The organism is Phreatobacter sp. (assembly GCF_016793595.1).
Lineage (GTDB): Bacteria > Pseudomonadota > Alphaproteobacteria > Rhizobiales > Phreatobacteraceae > Phreatobacter.
In genome coordinates this window covers 709,289-726,949 of record NZ_JAEULY010000004.1, presented here as the reverse complement: position 1 = coordinate 726,949, position 17,661 = coordinate 709,289, and the positions used below count along the sequence as shown (strand labels likewise).

Here is a 17,661-nt window from a genome sequence, read left to right as displayed (position 1 = left end):
CCCCCTTCGTCATATCTGGACTTGCGATGACCGACGATAAACGCCTCTCGGGGCAGGGCTCCTTCTTCGGGCGGCGCAAGGGCAAGGGCCTGCGCCAGCATCAGGCCGACCTGTTCGAGACCCTGCTGCCGCGCCTGCGCGTCGATCCGGCCGCGCCCTGCGATCTCGCCGGCCTCTTCTCCCGGCCGGTCGAGGGCCACGTTCTGGAGATCGGCTTCGGCGGCGGCGAGCATCTGGTGCGCGAGGCGACCGCCCACCCGCATCTCGGCTTCGTCGGTGTCGAGCCGTTCATCAACGGCATGGCCAAGATGCTCGCCGAGATCGAGCGCAAGACGATCGGCAATGTCCGCCTGCACACGCAGGATGCTGGCCTGCTGCTGCCGTGGTTCCCGGATGCCTCGCTCGACATCGTCTATCTGCTCTATCCCGACCCCTGGCCGAAGACGCGGCACAACAAGCGCCGCTTCGTCTCCGACCAGACGGTTGCCGAATTCGCCCGCGTGCTGAAGCCGGGCGGCGAGTTCCGCTTCGCCACCGATATCGAGCACTACGCCGCATGGACGCTGGAGCGGCTGCTGCGCTCGCCGGATTTCGCCTTTGCGGCCACGAAGGCCGCCGACTGGACGACGCCCTGGCCGAACTGGGAATCGACCCGCTACGAGGCCAAGGCCCTGCGCGAAGGGCGCAAACCGTGCTACCTGACGTTCCGGCGAAGCTGATCCGCCGGGAGACATCGTGACGGCGGCGCTCGCGCTTCTCTGCATCCTTCTGGCCGGCCTGTCGCTGATGGTCGGCCCGGTCTGGCTGCCGCCGTTCGACGTGCTGTATGCCCTCGCCGGCGGCGACACGACCGCTGGCATCATCGTCCACGACATCCGTCTGCCGCGTACCATTCTCGCGCTGATGATCGGCGCGACGCTCGGCCTTGCCGGCGCGGCGCTTCAGGGCCTCGTCCGCAATCCGCTGGCCGAGCCGACCCTGTTCGGCGCGCCTGCGGCCGCCGCCTTCGCTTCGGCCGCCATGCTCGCTTTTGGCGGCGCGTCGGTCCTGTCGTTCTGGATGCCGACGGCGGGCATGGCCGGCGCCTTCGTCTCGGTGGCGGCGCTGTTCCTGGTGGCGGGAAACCGGGCGGGTGTCACCATCCTGTTGCTGGCTGGCCTTGCGCTCAACAGCCTGTTCGGCGCGGCGACGGCGCTGGTCCTTAACCTCGCCCCGAACCCCTTCGCCGCGCTCGAGATCGCCTTCTGGCTGTTGGGGTCGCTGGAAGACCGCTCCTTCGTCCATGTCGCGCTGGCCGGTCCCTTCATGGTGGCGGGAGCCGTGCTGCTGGTCTCGCAGGCGCGCGCCTATCGCGCCCTGACGCTCGGCGAGGAGGTGGCGGCGAGCCTCGGGGCCAATGTCGCCCGCGCGCGGCTCGTGGTCGCGATGGGCCTCGCGCTCGGCGTCGGCGCGGCCGTGTCGGTGACCGGCGCCATCGGCTTCGTCGGGCTGGTCGCGCCGCATCTGGTGCGCCGCTCTGTCGGCTCCGATCCCGCGCGCATCCTGCTGCCGGCAGCACTGGCCGGCGCGGCCCTGCTGACCGCCGCCGATATCGTCGCCCGACTGATCCCGGCCACCACCGAGATCAAGACCGGCGTCGTCACGGCGCTGGTCGGCGTGCCCTTCTTCCTCTGGCGCATCCTCAAGTCGCGGCGGTCGGAGGAGGATGCATGAACGGGCTCGTCCTTGACCGCGTGAGCGTGAACCTCGGCGGCCGCACGGTTGTCGATGGCGTATCGGCCGCCGTGCCGGCCGGAAACCTCACCGTGATCGTCGGACCGAACGGCGCCGGCAAGACCAGCCTGCTCCGCGCATTCGCCGGGCTGCTGCTCCATGGTGGCACGATCAGCCTCGACGGCATCGACATCGCGGGGCTTGCGGCCGGTGAGCGTGCGCGTCGCATCGGCTACCTGCCGCAGCGCGCCGAATTCGCCTGGGCGCTGCCGGTGCGCGACGCTGTGGGCCTTGGTCGCCTGCCGCACGGCGATCCCTTCGGCCGGCTCTCAGCCACCGACCGCGCGGCGGTCGATGCCGCGATGGAGCGGCTCGACCTCATCGGCTTCGCGAGCCGCCCGGTCACGGAACTCTCCGGTGGCGAGCGCGCCCGCGTCATGCTCGCGCGCGTGCTGGCCACCGGCGCGCCGCTGCTCGTGCTCGACGAGCCGACCGCCGCGCTGGATGCCGCCCATCAGTTCGAGGTGATGGACCTGATGCGCGCGCTGGCTGGCGAAGGCCGCACCGTCGTCGCCGTGCTGCACGACCTGACCATGGCAGCGCGCTTCGCCGACCGCATTCTGGTGCTCGACGGGGGCAGGGCGGCGGCTTTCGGGGCCCCGGACCAGGTGCTGACCGAGGCGAGGCTCGCTGAAGTCTTCGGGCTCGCCTGCGCCTTCATCGACATCGGCGGCCGTCGCGTGCCGGTTCCGGCGGGGCGAATGCCGCGCTAGGCCGCCGCAGGCAAGATTGGCCACCGCAAGGCTGCGCTGCCGCGCGGGCGCTCGACAGCGGCGCGCCGCCGCCGATAGCCTCCGGGCTTCCAGCATCAGGAGTCCGCCATGGCCGTCATCGACCGCATCAAATCCTACCACGACGAGATGACCGCATGGCGCCGCGATTTCCACGCTCATCCGGAAATCGGCTTCGAGGAGGTCCGCACGTCGGGCATCGTCGCCGAGAAGCTGGAATCCTGGGGCATCGAGGTCCATCGCGGTTTCGGCAAAACCGGCCTGATGGGCGTCATCCACGGCCGTCCCGGCAACCGCAAGATCGGCTTGCGCGCCGATATGGACGCGCTGCCGATGCCGGAGCTCAACGACTTCGCGCACAAGAGCAAATACGAAAACCGCATGCATGCCTGCGGCCATGACGGCCACACGACCATGCTGCTGGGCGCGGCTCGCTACCTCGCCGAAACCCGCAACTTCTCCGGCACGGTGCATCTCATCTTCCAGCCGGCGGAGGAGGGGCTGACCGGCGCCGCCGAGATGCTGCGCGACGGCCTGTTCGAGAAGTTCCCGTGCGATCAGGTCTACGGCATCCACAATTCCTGGGATCTGCCTCTCGGCACGGCGGCCATCCGTCCGGGCACCGTGCTCGCCGCCGTCGACTATTTCACCATGACGCTGAAGGGCCGCTCCAGCCACGCCGCCCAGCCGCACAAGGGCCTCGACCCGCTGCCCTGCGCGGTGCAGATCTACACGGCGCTGCAGAACCTCGTCAGCCGCCGCATGGACCCGCACGATACCGTCGTCCTCTCCATCGGCAAGTTCCTTGCGGGCACCTCGCAGATCGTCATCCCCGAGATCGTCACTATCTCCGGCACGATCCGCACGCTGAAGCCCTCGACCCGCAAGGCGATGGACGAACTGTTCCACCAGACGGTGAACGGCCTCTGCGCCGCTCACGGCATCGAACTGGAACTCGACTACAAGCGCTCCTATCCCCCGACCATCAACACGATCGAGGAGGCTTCCGCCTTCGAGCAGGCGGCGCGCGACGTGGTCGGCGACGATCTCATCAAGACCGATCTGCCCTCGCTGACCGCTGGCGAGGATTTCGCCTACTATCTGGAGAAGGCTCCCGGCGCGTTCATGCTGCTTGGGCAGGTCACCGACATGCACAAGGCGGTGCCGGTCCATAATGGCCATTACGACTTCAACGACGAACTGCTGCCGATCGGCGCGAGCTGCTTCGCCCGGCTGGTGGAGCAGCAATTGTCGGGGGTGTGAGCAGAATGAACCCTCTCCCATGGGAGAGGGTGCCTGCGGAGCAGGCGGGTGAGGGGAAAGTCCTCAACGGAATGGTCGCGTCTATTTCGAGTCGAGGTGAGGGTCCGAACCCCTCACCCGACACCTGCCGGTGCCACCCTCTCCCGATGGGAGAGGGTTTGGCGGGCTCGGAGCGCGATCAATCTTCCGACCGGAAGTGCTTCGACAGCTTCAGGCCCTGCGCCTGATAATTCGAGCCGACCTCACCATAGAGGCTGCGCGGCCGCTCGGTCATGCGCTCATAGACCAGACGGGCGACGATCTGCCCGTGCTCCAGAATGAACGGCACCTCGCGCGAGCGCACTTCAAGCACCGCCCGGGCGCCGCGTCCGCCGGCGGCGGCATGGCCGAAACCGGGATCGAAGAAGCCCGCGTAATGCGCCCGGAACTCGCCCACCAGCGGGTCGAAGGGCAGCATCTCCGCCGCATAGTCAGGCGGCACCACCACGGCCTCCTTCGAGGCGAGGATGTAGAATTCGTCGGGGTCGAGGATCATCTCGCCCTTGCCGCGCTCCTGGATCGGCTCCCAGAAGTCGAGCACGTCATTGGCGGATTTCTTGTCGACATCGATGACGCTGGAATGGCGCTTGGCGCGATAGCCGAGCAGCCCGCCCCAGGCCTCGCCCATCAGGTCGATGGAGACAGCGATGCCGACCGGCCCGACGACCGGCGCGCCGGTGTCGACGAGGCGCTCGGTCTCCTGCAGCGCATTGATCTCGTCGAGCGTCAGTTCCGCCCGGCCGCGCCGGAAGCGGATCTGCGACAGCCGTGATCCCGTCCGCACCAGCACCGGGAAGGTCTGCGGCGAGATTTCCAGATAGAGCGGCCCCTCATAATCGGCCGGGATCGTATCGAAGGCCTGCGCCCGGTCGAGGATGACGCGGGTGAACACGTCGAGCCGGCCGGTCGAGCTCTTGGGGTTGGCGGTGGCGGAAATGCCGTCGCGCAGCGCCAGCCCCTCCAGCAGCTCGACCAGATAGACGCAGCCCGTTTCCAGCACCGCGCCACGCGCAAGGTCGATCTCGTGCAACGCGAGCGATTGCAGGCGGTCGGCGACGGTCGTGTTCGGGCCGGGCAGGAAGCTCGCGCGGATGCGGTAGGCGCGATAGCCGAGGCGGAGGTCAAGGGAGGCGGGCTGCACCTGATCGACATCCAGCGCCCGCGCGATGCGGATGGCGCCGCGCGCCATCAGTTCCTCGATCGCCTGAGCCGGCAGAATGCCCTGAGCCATGTCCTCGACCATCCGGCGAACTCCCGACGAACAAAACGTTCGTCAAAACGAACAAAACACTTGACGCGTTCTCTCGGCAATCCTACCAAGCTGACCACGACGTGGAGATTTGGCCGGCCGGCTTGCGATCCACGCTAAACATCTCGCTAAAAGGCCGGGCGCACGGGATCAACCCGGCCTCGGCTTTTGCCAGGTCGGGTTTTGTTTTTTCCGGGGACAAGTGCCCCGCAGCGCGCCTGAGGTCCGCCATGAAGAAGCCGTTCGATCCCGCCCGCGCGCGGCCCGCGACCCGCCTCGTCCACGGCGGCACGCTGCGCTCCGAGTTCGGCGAGACCTCCGAGGCGCTGTTCCTGACGCAGGGCCACGTCTACGAGACCGCCGAACAGGCCGAAGCACGCTTCAAGAACACCGATCCCGGCTTCATCTACGCGCGCTTCTCGAACCCGACCGTCCAGATGTTCGAGGATCGCATGGCGCTGCTGGAAGGCGCCGAGGCTGCCAAGGCGACCGCGACCGGAATGGCGGCGGTGAACGCGGCGCTATTCGGCCAGCTCTCCGCCGGCGACCACATCGTGGCGTGCAAGGCGCTGTTCGGTTCGAACCGCTACATCATCGAGAACCTGCTGCCGCGCTTCGGCGTCCAGTCGACGCTGGTCGATGGCGCGGACCTCGCCCAGTGGCAGGCGGCGGTGCGGCCGAACACCAAGGTCTTCTTCCTCGAAAGCCCGACCAACCCGACGCTGGAAGTCTACGACATCGCGGCTATCTGCCAGATCGCCAAGAAGACCGGTATCAAGGTGACCGTCGACAACGTCTTCGCGACGCCGCTGCTGCAGAGCCCGCTGGAGCTTGGCGCCGACTGCGTCGTCTATTCGACCACCAAGCACATTGACGGGCAGGGCCGCTGCCTCGGCGGCGCGATCCTCGGTTCGAAGCAGTTCATCCAGGACTATATCTACCAGTACCTGCGCCAGACCGGCCCGGCCATGAGCCCCTTCACCGCCTGGGTGGCGCTGAAATCGCTGGAGACGCTGCAGGTGCGCGTCGAGCGGCAGACGCAGAACGCGGCGAAGGTGGCGGATGCGCTGGCCGAACTGCCGAGAGTCACGAAGGTCATCTATCCCGGCCGCAAGGATCACCCGCAATACGAGCTGGCGCAGCGCCAGATGCGCGGCGGCTCGACGCTGATCGCCTTCGAGGTCGAGGGCGGCAAGGCCGGCGCGTTCCGCGTGTCGAACGCGCTGAACATCATCCGCATCTCCAACAATCTCGGCGATGCCAAGAGCCTGATCACCCATCCGCCGACCACGACGCACGACCGCTTCACGCCGGAAGAGAAGCTCGAAATGGGCATCACCGACGGCCTGCTGCGCCTGTCGGTGGGTCTGGAGGACCCTGACGACCTGATCGAGGACCTGGCGCAGGCGCTGAAGACGCTGGAATGGCCGGCGGACGCCAAGATCGTCAGGCTGTGAGGCTCTCGCCAACCCTCTCCCCATGGGAGAGGGTTGGCGACCCCCGTAGCCCTTGCCGCCCCGTCGCGACAATGCCAAACACCGGCTATGTCGCTGCTCTCGCTCGCCTCCCGTCTAGCCCGGCCGCTGCTCCTCGCGACCGATGCCGAAACCGGCCATCAGCTCGCCATCACGGCGCTGAAGGCGCTGCCGATCCCGCGCTGCGCCGATGACGACCGCCGTCTCGGCGTCTCCGCCTTCGGCCTGACCTTTCCGAACCCGGTCGGGCTCGCAGCGGGCTTCGACAAGCATGCGGAAGTGCCGGACGCGGCGCTGCGCCTCGGCTTCGGCTTCGTCGAGGTCGGCGGTGTCACGCCGAAGCCGCAGGCCGGCAATCCGAAGCCGCGCGTCTTCCGCCTCGTGCCCGACGAGGCGGTCATCAACCGCTACGGCCTCAATTCCGACGGCGTCGATGTCGTCGCGCGGAGGCTTGCCGGCCGCGCGGGTCGCAGCGGCGTGGTCGGCGTCAATATCGGGCCCAACAAGGACACAGCCGACCGCATCGCCGACTATGGCCTTCTGGTCGAGAAGCTGGCGCCCCACGTTTCCTATCTCTCGATCAACGTGTCGTCGCCCAACACGCCGGGCCTGCGCGATCTCCAGCAGGCGGGCTTCCTGGACGAGGTGCTGGCGCGCTGCATCGAGGCGCGCGACAGGGCGGCGTCCGGCCGACCCATCCTCGTCAAGATCGCGCCGGACCTCTCGCTCGACGGCCTCGACGACATGGTTCAGGTCAGCCGCAGGCGCGGCGTCGATGGCATGATCGTGTCGAACACCACCATAGCCCGGCCGGATACGCTGATCGATCAGGCGACGGCAAAAGAGGCGGGCGGCCTCTCCGGCGCGCCGCTGTTCGACCGTTCGACGCAGATGCTGGCGGAAGCGTATCGGCGGGTCGAAAATCAGTTCCCGCTGGTCGGCGTCGGCGGCATCGCCTCGGCTGACGACGCCTATGCCAAGATCGCCGCCGGCGCGACGCTGGTGCAGCTCTATTCGGCCATGGTGTTCAGGGGTTTCGGCCTCGTCGAGGATATCAAGGCCGGGCTCCTCGCGCGCCTGCGCCGCGACGGGCACGCTTCGATCGCCGCGGTGGTCGGCACGCAGAACGCCGACTGGAAGCTGAGCTGACCCGGAGCGTTTTCGAGCGAAGTGGGTACCGGTTCGCGTGAAGAAAACGCGACAAGGCAAAGCTAGGTTCTGAACGTCGCCCGCACGAGGCCCGGCAGCACGGCGGCCTGATAGAGCCCGCGCACGGCTTGCAGGATCAGGAAGGCGATCCACAGCCCGTCATTGCCGTAGCCCTTCAGCAGCCACCACGCCGCAATGAAGGTGACGAAGGCGGCGACCATGCAGTTGCGCATCGCGGCGGACCATGTCGCGCCGATGAAGACACCGTCGAATAGGAAGGCCATGACCCCGGTAAAGGGTGTCAGCGCCGCGTAAGGCAGGTAGCGCCGCGCCTCCGCGCGCACCGCCTCGGATGTCGAGATCAGGTCGATGGCGGCCCCGCCGAAGCCGAAGAAGACCAGAGAGGCGGCTGTACCGAAGGCAATGGCCCAGATGCCCGAGAGGATCACCGCTCGGCGGAACGAGGCTTCGTGGCGCGCGCCGACCGCCTGTCCGCCGAGCTGTTCGGCGGATGTCGCGAAGCCGTCGAGGAAGAAGGCGACGACACCGACGAGGTTCATCAGGATGGCGTTGGCGGCAAGCACCGTGTCGCCGCCGACGGCGCCCTGCCGCGTGAAGAAGGCGAAGGAGCCGACCAGCGCCGCCGTGCGGATCATGATGTCGCGATTGATCGCGATGGTGCGGAGGATTTTCGTCCGGTCGAGCACCGTTTGCCGCGAGACGGCGAACCGCCCGCCGAGCAGCTTCAGCACCACGGCGAAGCCTGCGAGCGCGCCGCCGATCTCCGCGATGGCATTGGCCGTCGCCGCGCCCGCGACCCCATAGCCGAGATGGCTGACTAGCAGCACGGTCAGCGCCATGTTGGCGACGTTGATGACGATCTGGAGGACGAGGCCGGTGACCGTGTGCGCCTGCCCGATCAGCCAGCCGAGAATGGCGTAGTTGACGAAGGTCGCCGGCGCCGACCAGAGGCGCAGCGAGACATAGGTGTCGGCGGCGGCGCTCACGTTCGCTGACGGACCCATCAGCGCCAGCATGCCGGTGACGATCGGCCGCTGGAGTACGATCATGATGAGGCCGATGGCGATGCCGAGCAGCAGGGCGCGGGCGATGACGGCGCGCCGCTCGGTCTCGTCGCGCGCGCCCAGCGCCTGCGCGGTCAGGCCGATCGTGCCCATGCGCAGGAAGACGAAGGCCCAGAAGATGACATCGATGATGACCGCGCCGAGCGCGACGGCGGCGAGCAGCGTCGCATCGCCCTGTCGGCCGATGGCGGTCGCGCTGACAATGCCGAGCAGTGGCGTCGTCACATGCGCGAAGATCATCGGCACGGCGATGCCGAGCACGCGGGCGTGGGTGACGATGGGCGGGGCGGCGGAGGGAAGGGCGGTCACGCCGCCCTTCTAGCCCGCATGACCGGGAAATCCAGAGGCGGCCGGGCAGGGGAGCCATGGCGCGCCGATGGATCACCCCGCGTGACCGGCCTCCCAGCCCAGCATGGCCTGCTTGCGCGTCAGGCCCCAGTGATAGCCGGTCAGCGCGCCGGAGCGGCCGAGCACCCGGTGGCAGGGTACCACGAAGGAGATCGGGTTCTTGCCTACCGCCGCGCCCACCGCGCGAGCGGCGGTCGGCCTGCCGATATGACTGGCGATAGTCGAATAGGTGGTCGCCTTGCCTATCGGGATGCGCAAGAGCGTCTCCCAGACGCGCACCTCGAAATCGGTGCCGATCAGGCAGACGCGCAATGGCCGCTCGCCGGCCCAGGCTTTCGGGTCGAAGATGCGCTGGGCCATCGGCCCGGTCACCGCCGCGTCTTCGACGAAGGCGGCCTTCGGCCAGCGGCCCTTCATGTCGGCGAGCGCCGAGGGCTCGCCACCGGCATCGCAGAAGCCGAGGCCGGCGAGGCCCCGCTCCGTCGCCACCACGATGGCCTGCCCGAAGGGCGAGGGGTGGAAACCGTAGCGCATGGTCAGGCCCTCGCCGCCCGTCTTGAACTCGCCGGGCGACATGGCCTCGTGGGTGACGAACAGGTCGTGCAGCCGCCCCGGCCCGGAATAGCCGACCTCGTAGGCGGTATCGAGCACGGTCGCCTCGTCGCGCAGCAGGGCGCGCGCGGCATCGAGCGTGATCGCCTGCAGGAAGTCCTTCGGGGTGAGGCCGGCCCAGCGGCGGAACAGGTGGTGCAGGTGGCCGGGGGAGAGGCCGACATGCTCGGCCATTTCCTCCACCGTCGGCTGGCGGCGCCAGTGGTCGGTGATGAAGGCGAGCGTGCGCCGGACGATCTCGTAATCGTCGGCGGCCTCGGCGAGGCGGATGGGCATGCCATGCTTTTCGAGTTGGACGACGTTGAGCATGGGACTGGCTCCTGATCTCTTGAACGTGAGCCGAATGTGGCGTGTCCCGAGGCGCGCAACCACCCGATTTCTGAGCCCGGACAGGGAAAATCACAACCGCCGTTCAAGCGGTCTTCGGAGGAAATCACAGACGCCGCTTATGAGGCATTCGGAAAGGTCAGGACCTCGATCTTGTTGCGGTCGGGATCGAGGATGAAAGCGCCGAAATAGGTGGTCATCGCGGCCTGCCGCGGGCCGGGCGCACCGCTGTCCTCGCCGTCATGGGCGAGCGCGGCGGCATGGAAGGCGATGACCGAAGCCTCGCCGCGAGTCCGCAGGCAGATATGGGTGCCGGGATCGCCGGGCGGCGGCTGATACCCTTCGCGCAGGTTGATCCAGAATTCCGGATAGGTCTTGCCATAGCCGACGCTCCGCTCGCGTGTCACCAGGCGGGCAAGGCCGATCGGTGCGAAAACAGCATCATAGAAGGCGGTGGAGCACGCCAGATCGCTGACGGCGACGGAGACATGGTCGATCATCGCTGCGCCTTCCATATGCACCGGACAATGGCAATGATAGTCCCGGACGCAGCCGGGCAGAAGCGCGCCCAGGAGGCGGAGGGACGCATGAAGGTCATCATCTTCGGCGCGACCGGCATGATTGGGCAGGGCGTGCTCGCCGAATGCCTCAAGGACGAGGGCATCGCGGAAGTGCTTGCCGTCCTGCGCTCGCCGACCGGGCGACAGCATGCGAAGCTGCGCGAACTGATCCATCGCGACTTCTTCGACTATTCCCTCATCGAGGCCGACCTTGCGGGCTACGATGCCTGTTTCTTCTGCCTCGGCGTGACCTCGGTCGGCATGAAGGAGGAGGACTATCGCCGCCTGACCTACGACCTGACCGTCGCCGCCGCCTCCACGCTCGCCCGTCTCAATCCGCAGATGACCTTCGTGTTCGTGTCCGGCAAGAGCGCGGATTCCACCGAGAAGGGATCGGTCATGTGGGCGCGGGTGAAAGGCGCGGCGGAGAACGCCGTCCTCGCCCTGCCGTTCAAGGGTTACGTGTTCCGCCCGAGCATCATCCAGCCGACGCCGGGGATCACGTCGAAGACCGGCTTGTACCGGGCAGTCTATGCGACGATGGGCGTGCTGCTGCCGCTGATCAAGCGGCTGGCGCCCGACATGGTCATCACCAGCGAGCAGTTCGGTCGCGCGATGATCAGGGTGGCGCGCCAGGGCGCCTCGAAACGAGTGCTGGAGCCTGCCGATATCAATGCGCTCTGAACGGGCGCGCGGTCCTATTCGCGGATGTCGCCGACGCGTCCGCCGCTGATCCGCACGAGCGCGTCGAAATCCGTCTGGAATACCGTGTCAGGCGCGCCGGCCGCCGCCCAGATGGGCCCGACCTCGGCGAGGTCGCGGTCGATAATGACGACGGGAGCGATCATATGCCCGACCGGTGAGACGCCGCCGATGGCGAAGCCGGTCGTCGCGCGCACCCAGCCTGCATCGGGCCTTGCCACCTCGCCGCCGACGAGGGCGGAGACCTTTACCGCATCCACCCGGTTGACGCCCGAGGCAACGACGAGGACCGGCGTCTCCCCGGCCCTCAGCACGATCGACTTGGCGATCTGCGCGACGGCGCAGCCGACCGCCGCCGCGGCGTCGGCGGCCGTGCGGGTTCCGGCCGGGAAAGTGGTGAGATTGTCGTCATGCCCCGCCTCGCGCAGCGCCGCCCTGACCCGTTCGACCGATCTGGCCATCCTGCTCTCTCCCTGAATTCCGTGAGCCGTCAGTCGAACCGCGTGCGGGTCGGTCCGCGCCTGGCTTCAGCCAGTGCGATGCGCAGCGCCTTGCCGAAGCCTTCGCGCTCGACCGGCGGCAGGAAGGTCGCGATGTCGAGCTTGCGGCGGCCCTCGTCGAGGGTGAGGGACAGGACCTGTCCGTCATCCTCGTCCACCACCTGGGTCACCCGCGTCCAGGCCGGGTTGAACCGCCATTCGCGTGACCGCCCGTGGAACGTCACCTTGCGGATGCGGATTTCGGTCGGCGTGACGATCACCTCCTCGTAGGCGCGGGCGTGCAGGTAATTGGCCCGGAAGGCGAGGAAGATGATCAGCACGTCGAGCCCGAGGAAGGGTACGACCGGCCAGGCGCCCATGGCGGCGAACATGATCGCGGCGATCAGGTTGAGCACGCCGACGGCGGCCATCACCGCGATGAAGCCGGGCCAGCCGAGCGAGCGGTGCGGCGTCAGGATCGCCGCGAGGAGCGGACGGCTCTCGGTCTCGGATGCGTCTGCAACTGTCGGGTTGCCGGGGGTCATGGCGCCGCATTATACGACCTGAATGCCGCCCGCGACCACCGCCAAGCCGTCAAAGCCGAAAACCGTGCGCAAGCGGCCGGGCAAGGCGCTGGCCAATGCCGCCGCTGCCAAGGTGGCGGCGAAACGGCGCAAGCGCGACGGCCTCACGCCACAGGAGGTGGAGGCGATCTTCTTCCGCTTCCACCAGGTCGATCCCGAGCCGAAAGGCGAACTCGAAAGCGTCAACGCCTACACGCTGCTGGTGGCGGTGGCCCTGTCGGCGCAGGCGACCGATGTCGGCGTCAACAAGGCGACGCGGCCGCTGTTCAAGATCGCCGACACGCCGGCAAAGATGCTCGCCCTCGGCGAGGAGGGGCTGACCGGCTACATCAAGACCATTGGCCTCTACCGGAACAAGGCGAAGAACGTCATCGCGCTGTCGCAGCGGCTGATCGACGCCTATGGCGGCGAGGTGCCCGCAGACCGCGAGGCGCTGGAAACGCTGCCCGGTGTCGGCCGCAAGACCGCCAACGTCGTGCTGAACATCGCCTTCGGCATTCCGACCATCGCGGTCGACACTCATCTCTTCCGCGTCGCCAACCGTACGGGCCTCGCGCCGGGCAAGACGCCGCTGGCGGTGGAACTCGGGCTGGAGAAGGTCGTGCCCGACCAGTACCGCCTGCACGCCCATCACTGGCTGATCCTGCACGGCCGCTACATCTGCAAGGCGGCCAAGCCGCTCTGTCAGCGCTGCATCATCCGCGACATCTGCCGCTTCGAGCACAAGACGGCGGCGTGACAGCGGCCATGCGTCGCGCCCGCCTTTCCCCGGGCGCGCATTTGCGTAAGATCGCCGCCGAAATCGCGATGATACCGCGTCGGGCCTGAGCCCCGGCGGGGGCAGGGAGGACGACAATGATCGCAACGACAACCTTTTCCCGCCGCACCGTCATGGCGGGCGCCGCCGCGACGCTCGCAGCGCCCGGCATCGCGCGGGCGCAGGCGCGCACGCTGAAGATCGGTTCGCTTCTGCCGCGCTCCGGCTTCTTCGCTCAGGCCGGCCAGTCGATGCATCGCGGCGTGCTGGCCGCGCCCGAATTGCTCAAGGAGCTCGGCTACAATGTCGAGATCGTCCATATCGATACGGAATCGAATGCCGACGTCGCCCGCACCCAGGCCGAGCGCGCCATCAACGACGGCTGCCATGTTCTGACCGGCGCTTTCGATTCCGGTCATACGCTGGCGATCGCGCAGGTCACCGAGCAGCGCCAGATCCCCTTCGTGGTCAATGTCGCGGCCGCCCCGCAGATCACCGAGCAGGGCTACAAGTATCTCGTCCGCAACTTCCAGACCGGCGGCCAGCTCGTCACCAACGGCCTGCGCCTGATCAAGGACGTGATGGATGCCAAGGGCATCAAGTTCGAGAAGGCCGTGTTCCTGCACGCCAATGACACGTTCGGCACCGCCCAGCGCGGCGCGATGGACGCCATCTGGCCGCGCGTGAACCTGCCGATCGAACTGGTCGAGAAGATCGCCTACGACCCGCGCGCGCAGGACCTCTCGGTCGAGGTGACCAAGATTCGCTCGCTCAATCCCGACCTCGTCATGTGTGTCACCCGCGCCTCCGACGCCATCAAGATGGTGCGCGACATGGTGCGCCAGCGCTTCCAGCCGAAGGCGATCATCTCGCCCGGCTCGCCCGGCTTCTATGACGAGGAGTTCTATCAGGCCCTCGGCCCGCTGGCGGATTTCGTCATGTTCGGCCTGCCCTGGGCCAACCCGAAGTCCAACATGACGCAGGCTTTCGAGAAGAGCTTCGCCAAGGCGAACCCGAACAACCGCTTCGCGGTGGACAGCTTCAATGCGGGCTTCTCCTTCGAGGGCATGCTGATCGCCGCCGACGCCTTCAAGCGCGCTGGAACCACGGCCGGTCCGCAGCTCATGGAGGCGGTGCGCGCCACCAATCTTCCCGAGCACATCATGATCGGCGGCCCGATCACCTTCGATGCCAAGGGCCAGAATCCCAATATCGGCTCGGCCTTGGTGCAGAACCTGAAGCGCGTGCCGACCGTCGTCCTGCCCAAGGACGTGGCGCTGGCCGAGCCGGTCCTGCCGCTGCCGGCCTGGCAGGGCCGCAGCTAAACGCCTGAACGACAGTACGCTGCCGGGCCGCTACGAGTCGGTCCGGCGGTCGCGCTGGAAAAATGAGGGTCAATCGGCGATATGACTATCTACATGGTCAGGAGAGCGGTATGGCCACGGTCAATCTGGCGGACGCCAAAGCCCATCTGAGCGAGCTCGTCGATCGCGTCGAGGCCGGCGAGAGCGTCGATATCACGCGCCGCGGCAAGCCGGTTGCCCGCCTCGCTGCCATTTCCCGTCCACGCAAGCCGGTCGATGTGGGGCGGCTGCGTGCCTTGACGGACAGTTTGCCGCCGCAGGCGGAAAGTGCTGCCGATCTGGTGCGAGCCATGCGGGATAGCGACCGCTACTGATGGTCTATCTCGACACGTCGTTCATCGTCGCGGCCCTGTCGCAGGAAGCAATGACGCCGGCCGTCTACACGCTCGACCGCCGTCTCGCCGAGGCTGGCCCAGTGCTCGGCATACCGACCCGGTTGCTCGCTGCGACGCCGTGACCGGCTGCCGCGCCGCGCGCCGGGTTGCCGAACCCGCCCTGCCGCGCTAACTCCCGGAGCGACCCCCTCTTTCCCGCGAAGCTTGGCATGCTCTGGTCGCTTTATGGCAACGTGCTCGTCCAGGGCATCCTGACCGGCCTCGTCTATGGCCTGATGGCGCTCGGCCTGTCGGTGATCTTCGGCGTGGTGCGCGTGGTCAATTTCGCGCATGGCGAGTTCGCCGTGGTCGCCATGTATGCGGCCTTCGTGCTGTTTCGCTCGTTCGGCCTCGACCCGTTCCTGTCGATGCTGCCGATCGCCGCAGCCTTCTTCGTCATCGGCTACGGGCTCCAGCGCACGCTCATCAACCCCTTCGTCTCGCGCCCCGAACACGAGCAGTTCATCCTGCTGGTGGGTCTCGCGATCATCATGGTCAACGGCACGCTGATGATTTTCGGGCCGGATGCCCGCAGCGCGAACCTCCCCTATTCGTTCGACAGCTGGGAGATCGGCCCGATCATCCTCGACAAGGTGCGTGTCTACGCGGCCATCGCCGCGCTCGCCGTGGCGGCGCTGCTCTTCGCCTTCTTCCGCTTCACCGCGACCGGGGTCGCCATTCGCGCCTGCGCCGACAATCTGGTGGGTGCGGCCGTCGTGGGCCTCAACGTCAAGCAGCTCTATGCGCTCACTTTCGGCCTTGGCCTTGCCTGCGTCGGCGCGGCCGGCGCGCTGATGGTGACGCTGACCGACGCGACGCCGATGATCGCGCCGGCCTTCACGCTGCTCGCCTTCACCATCGTCATCATCGGCGGCATGGGCTCGATGGCCGGTGCCATCGTCGGGGGCCTCTTGATCGGCATCGCCGAGGCGATGGCCTCGGTGGTCATCGCCCCGTCGATGAAGACCATGGTCTCCTTCGGGCTGCTGGTTCTCGTGCTGGCGCTGCGCCCGCAGGGCCTGCTGGGCAGGCGGGCGTGAGGTCGGCTCCATGAACCCCTTCACCCTCCTCGCCCGCCTTGTCGATGAAGCGCCCCGCCGCGCACTCATCCTGCTGGCCGCCCTGGTCGTCGTCCTGCTGGTCGCGCCGGCCGTTCTCGATCGTTACCTGCTCTCGGTTTTCTTCCTGATCTTCTGGTTCGCCACCGTCGGGCAGGCCTGGAACGTCATGATGGGGCTCTGCGGCCAGCTCTCGCTCGGCCATGCCCTCTATGTCGGCCTCGGCGGCTATGTCGGCGCGGTGCTGTGGGTGAAGTTCGGGATATCGCCGGCCATCGCCATCGTGCCGGCCATGCTTGTCGCCATGGCCTTCGGCGCGGCCATCGGCTGGCTCGGCTTCCGTTTCGGCATCGAGGGCGTCTATTTCGCCCTGCTGACCATTGCCTTTGCCGAGGTGACGCGCATCGGCTTCGACAACTGGAGCTATGTCGGCGGCGCCGCCGGGTTCTTCATACCGGTCACGGCGGGCGGCGGCTCGGCCATCAATCTGCGCGGCGGGCCGCTGCTGTTCTACTACGTGGCGCTTGCCCTGATGGTGGCGGCCTTCGTCATCTGCGCGGCGCTCCGCCGCTCGCGCCTCGGCCATGCCTGGCTCGCGGTGCGCGAGGACCCGGAGGCGGCTCGCGCGCTCGGCATCGACGTGTTCCGCGCCAAGATGGCGGCGGTGCTCGTCTCATCGGCCATGACGGCGGTCGCCGGCGTCGTCTACGCCTTCTACCAGAACAACCTGTTCCCCAGTCAGAGCTTCGACATTGCGCGGTCCATCGAGATGATCCTCGCGCCGATCATCGGCGGCCTCGGCACGCTGTTCGGGCCGATCCTCGGCGCCTTCATCCTGACCCCGCTCGGCCAGACGCTCATCGCGCTCGTCGAGAAGATCGCCGGCCGCGCCATTCCCGGCGTCAATCTCGTCTTCTACGGCGCGGCGCTGATGGTGATGATCTGGTTTGCGCCGAACGGTATCTGGCCCTGGCTCAAGAAGAAGCTCGGCATTCCGGAGGAGCGCTCGTGAAGACGCTTCTCGACGTCAGGGGCGCGACCAAGCGCTTTCGCGGTCTCACCGCCGTGGACAATGTCTCGCTATCGGTGGTCGAGGGCGAGATTTTCGCGGTCATCGGTCCGAACGGCGCGGGCAAGACCACGCTGTTCAACCTGATCGCCGGTGTGATGAAGCCTGACGCCGGCAGCATCACCTTTGCAGGCGCGCCTGCTGCGGGCGTGCCGCCGCACGAGCTGTGCCGACGCGGCCTCGCACGCACGTTCCAGATCGTCCGGCCCTTCCCCGAGCTGACGGTGATGGAGAACGCCACCATCGGCGCGATGATGCGCGCTGCCGACATGGACGCGGCGCGGAAGCAGGCGGCCGAGGTGCTGCGCCGCCTCGACCTCTGGGACCGGCGCGAGGCCAAGGCGAAGTCGCTGACCCTGCCCGACCGCAAGCGGCTCGAATGCGCCCGCGCGCTCGCGACCGAGCCGCGCCTCCTCCTCCTCGATGAGGTCATGGCGGGTCTGAGGCCCACCGAGGTCGACCGCATCGTCGCCATCCTCAAGGACATCAACCGCGAGGGCGTGACCATCCTTCTGATCGAGCACGTCATGCGCGCGACCATGGCGCTGGCCCAGCGCATCCACGTGCTCCATCACGGCGCGACCATCGCCGAAGGCACACCGGACGAGGTGACGCGGCATCCGAAGGTGCTGGAGAGCTATCTCGGGGCGGAGGCTCTGTGAC

Annotated in this window: 20 protein-coding genes and 1 riboswitch; of the genes, 14 read left to right on the top strand and 6 right to left on the bottom strand. The window is 67.7% G+C overall.

The window, feature by feature from the left end; all coding sequences use genetic code 11:
* Positions 1–26: 26 nt before the first annotated feature.
* From trmB to JNK84_RS07590, 4 genes are all read left to right on the top strand, one after another.
* Positions 27–719: a tRNA (guanosine(46)-N7)-methyltransferase TrmB gene (gene trmB, locus JNK84_RS07605; RefSeq protein WP_293422366.1), complete on the top strand. Its 693-nt coding sequence runs from the start codon at positions 27–29 to the stop codon at positions 717–719.
* A 16-nt stretch (positions 720–735) separates the two neighbouring features.
* On the top strand, positions 736–1,713 hold the full coding sequence (locus JNK84_RS07600) for a FecCD family ABC transporter permease (RefSeq protein WP_293422363.1): 978 nt from the start codon (positions 736–738) through the stop codon (positions 1,711–1,713).
* Positions 1,710–2,486, top strand: a complete 777-nt coding sequence (locus tag JNK84_RS07595; protein ID WP_293422360.1) for an ABC transporter ATP-binding protein — start codon at positions 1,710–1,712, stop codon at positions 2,484–2,486. Before JNK84_RS07600 ends, JNK84_RS07595 begins: the two co-directional genes overlap by 4 nt.
* A 108-nt stretch (positions 2,487–2,594) precedes the next feature.
* Positions 2,595–3,767: a M20 aminoacylase family protein gene (locus tag JNK84_RS07590; RefSeq protein WP_293422357.1), complete on the top strand. Its 1,173-nt coding sequence runs from the start codon at positions 2,595–2,597 to the stop codon at positions 3,765–3,767.
* A 178-nt stretch (positions 3,768–3,945) separates the two neighbouring features.
* Here the strand turns inward: JNK84_RS07590 and JNK84_RS07585 are convergent, their stop codons facing one another.
* On the bottom strand, positions 3,946–5,037 hold the full coding sequence (locus tag JNK84_RS07585; protein WP_293422354.1) for a 2'-deoxycytidine 5'-triphosphate deaminase: 1,092 nt from the start codon (positions 5,035–5,037) through the stop codon (positions 3,946–3,948).
* Positions 5,038–5,128: 91 nt separating this feature from the next.
* A riboswitch (SAM riboswitch) is annotated at positions 5,129–5,207 on the top strand.
* A gap of 78 nt (positions 5,208–5,285) precedes the next feature.
* Here JNK84_RS07585 and JNK84_RS07580 point away from each other — a divergent pair.
* Both JNK84_RS07580 and JNK84_RS07575 read left to right on the top strand, forming a co-directional pair.
* Entirely contained in the window at positions 5,286–6,512 is a 1,227-nt protein-coding gene (locus JNK84_RS07580; RefSeq protein ID WP_293422351.1) for an O-succinylhomoserine sulfhydrylase, read from the top strand.
* Between the two features lie 93 nt (positions 6,513–6,605).
* Positions 6,606–7,679, top strand: a complete 1,074-nt coding sequence (locus JNK84_RS07575) for a quinone-dependent dihydroorotate dehydrogenase (RefSeq protein WP_441343223.1) — start codon at positions 6,606–6,608, stop codon at positions 7,677–7,679.
* Between the two features lie 62 nt (positions 7,680–7,741).
* Here JNK84_RS07575 and JNK84_RS07570 read toward each other — a convergent pair whose 3' ends face one another.
* The 3 genes from JNK84_RS07570 to JNK84_RS07560 form a co-directional block, all read right to left on the bottom strand.
* The gene (locus tag JNK84_RS07570) at positions 7,742–9,073 is read right to left on the bottom strand and encodes an MATE family efflux transporter (RefSeq protein ID WP_293422345.1); all 1,332 of its coding nucleotides are present in this window, start codon (positions 9,071–9,073) and stop codon (positions 7,742–7,744) included.
* Positions 9,074–9,145: 72 nt separating this feature from the next.
* Entirely contained in the window at positions 9,146–10,033 is an 888-nt protein-coding gene (locus JNK84_RS07565) for a methylated-DNA--[protein]-cysteine S-methyltransferase (RefSeq protein ID WP_441343211.1), read from the bottom strand.
* A 137-nt stretch (positions 10,034–10,170) separates the two neighbouring features.
* Entirely contained in the window at positions 10,171–10,551 is a 381-nt protein-coding gene (locus JNK84_RS07560; RefSeq protein ID WP_293422342.1) for a VOC family protein, read from the bottom strand.
* Positions 10,552–10,638: 87 nt separating this feature from the next.
* On the opposite strand from JNK84_RS07560, the gene JNK84_RS07555 reads away from it, so the two are divergent.
* Entirely contained in the window at positions 10,639–11,295 is a 657-nt protein-coding gene (locus JNK84_RS07555) for an NAD(P)H-binding protein (RefSeq protein ID WP_293422339.1), read from the top strand.
* A 14-nt stretch (positions 11,296–11,309) separates the two neighbouring features.
* Here the strand turns inward: JNK84_RS07555 and JNK84_RS07550 are convergent, their stop codons facing one another.
* Both JNK84_RS07550 and JNK84_RS07545 read right to left on the bottom strand, forming a co-directional pair.
* Positions 11,310–11,774, bottom strand: coding sequence for a YbaK/EbsC family protein (locus JNK84_RS07550; protein WP_293422336.1), 465 nt, complete (start codon positions 11,772–11,774; stop codon positions 11,310–11,312).
* Between the two features lie 29 nt (positions 11,775–11,803).
* Entirely contained in the window at positions 11,804–12,337 is a 534-nt protein-coding gene (locus tag JNK84_RS07545; RefSeq protein WP_293422333.1) for a DUF2244 domain-containing protein, read from the bottom strand.
* A 22-nt stretch (positions 12,338–12,359) separates the two neighbouring features.
* Between JNK84_RS07545 and nth the strand changes: the two genes are divergently transcribed.
* From nth to JNK84_RS07510, 7 genes are all read left to right on the top strand, one after another.
* Complete coding sequence (nth, locus tag JNK84_RS07540; RefSeq protein WP_293422330.1) at positions 12,360–13,115, top strand: endonuclease III; 756 nt, start codon at positions 12,360–12,362, stop codon at positions 13,113–13,115.
* 116 nt (positions 13,116–13,231) lie between these two features.
* Complete coding sequence (locus JNK84_RS07535) at positions 13,232–14,458, top strand: ABC transporter substrate-binding protein (protein WP_293422327.1); 1,227 nt, start codon at positions 13,232–13,234, stop codon at positions 14,456–14,458.
* Positions 14,459–14,568: 110 nt separating this feature from the next.
* Complete coding sequence (locus JNK84_RS07530) at positions 14,569–14,811, top strand: type II toxin-antitoxin system Phd/YefM family antitoxin (protein ID WP_293422324.1); 243 nt, start codon at positions 14,569–14,571, stop codon at positions 14,809–14,811.
* Positions 14,811–14,954 carry a hypothetical protein gene (locus JNK84_RS07525; protein ID WP_293422321.1) on the top strand — a complete coding sequence of 48 codons (144 nt, stop codon included), beginning with the start codon at positions 14,811–14,813 and terminating at the stop codon, positions 14,952–14,954. Before JNK84_RS07530 ends, JNK84_RS07525 begins: the two co-directional genes overlap by 1 nt.
* Positions 14,955–15,041: 87 nt before the next feature.
* Positions 15,042–15,911: a branched-chain amino acid ABC transporter permease gene (locus JNK84_RS07520; protein ID WP_293422318.1), complete on the top strand. Its 870-nt coding sequence runs from the start codon at positions 15,042–15,044 to the stop codon at positions 15,909–15,911.
* Between the two features lie 10 nt (positions 15,912–15,921).
* Positions 15,922–16,941, top strand: a complete 1,020-nt coding sequence (locus JNK84_RS07515; RefSeq protein WP_293422316.1) for a branched-chain amino acid ABC transporter permease — start codon at positions 15,922–15,924, stop codon at positions 16,939–16,941.
* Complete coding sequence (locus tag JNK84_RS07510) at positions 16,938–17,660, top strand: ABC transporter ATP-binding protein (protein ID WP_293422313.1); 723 nt, start codon at positions 16,938–16,940, stop codon at positions 17,658–17,660. Before JNK84_RS07515 ends, JNK84_RS07510 begins: the two co-directional genes overlap by 4 nt.
* Position 17,661 lies beyond the last annotated feature (1 nt).

Coding starts and splice junctions, on each gene's coding strand:
- trmB (WP_293422366.1), top strand. CDS start 27: ATGACCGACGATAAACGCCTCTCGGGGCAGGGCTCCTTCTTCGGGCGG.
- JNK84_RS07595 (WP_293422360.1), top strand. CDS start 1,710: ATGAACGGGCTCGTCCTTGACCGCGTGAGCGTGAACCTCGGCGGCCGC.
- JNK84_RS07590 (WP_293422357.1), top strand. CDS start 2,595: ATGGCCGTCATCGACCGCATCAAATCCTACCACGACGAGATGACCGCA.
- JNK84_RS07585 (WP_293422354.1), bottom strand. CDS start 5,037: ATGGCTCAGGGCATTCTGCCGGCTCAGGCGATCGAGGAACTGATGGCG.
- JNK84_RS07580 (WP_293422351.1), top strand. CDS start 5,286: ATGAAGAAGCCGTTCGATCCCGCCCGCGCGCGGCCCGCGACCCGCCTC.
- JNK84_RS07565 (WP_441343211.1), bottom strand. CDS start 10,033: ATGCTCAACGTCGTCCAACTCGAAAAGCATGGCATGCCCATCCGCCTC.
- JNK84_RS07560 (WP_293422342.1), bottom strand. CDS start 10,551: ATGATCGACCATGTCTCCGTCGCCGTCAGCGATCTGGCGTGCTCCACC.
- JNK84_RS07555 (WP_293422339.1), top strand. CDS start 10,639: ATGAAGGTCATCATCTTCGGCGCGACCGGCATGATTGGGCAGGGCGTG.
- JNK84_RS07550 (WP_293422336.1), bottom strand. CDS start 11,774: ATGGCCAGATCGGTCGAACGGGTCAGGGCGGCGCTGCGCGAGGCGGGG.
- JNK84_RS07545 (WP_293422333.1), bottom strand. CDS start 12,337: ATGACCCCCGGCAACCCGACAGTTGCAGACGCATCCGAGACCGAGAGC.
- nth (WP_293422330.1), top strand. CDS start 12,360: ATGCCGCCCGCGACCACCGCCAAGCCGTCAAAGCCGAAAACCGTGCGC.
- JNK84_RS07535 (WP_293422327.1), top strand. CDS start 13,232: ATGATCGCAACGACAACCTTTTCCCGCCGCACCGTCATGGCGGGCGCC.
- JNK84_RS07530 (WP_293422324.1), top strand. CDS start 14,569: ATGGCCACGGTCAATCTGGCGGACGCCAAAGCCCATCTGAGCGAGCTC.
- JNK84_RS07525 (WP_293422321.1), top strand. CDS start 14,811: ATGGTCTATCTCGACACGTCGTTCATCGTCGCGGCCCTGTCGCAGGAA.
- JNK84_RS07520 (WP_293422318.1), top strand. CDS start 15,042: ATGCTCTGGTCGCTTTATGGCAACGTGCTCGTCCAGGGCATCCTGACC.
- JNK84_RS07515 (WP_293422316.1), top strand. CDS start 15,922: ATGAACCCCTTCACCCTCCTCGCCCGCCTTGTCGATGAAGCGCCCCGC.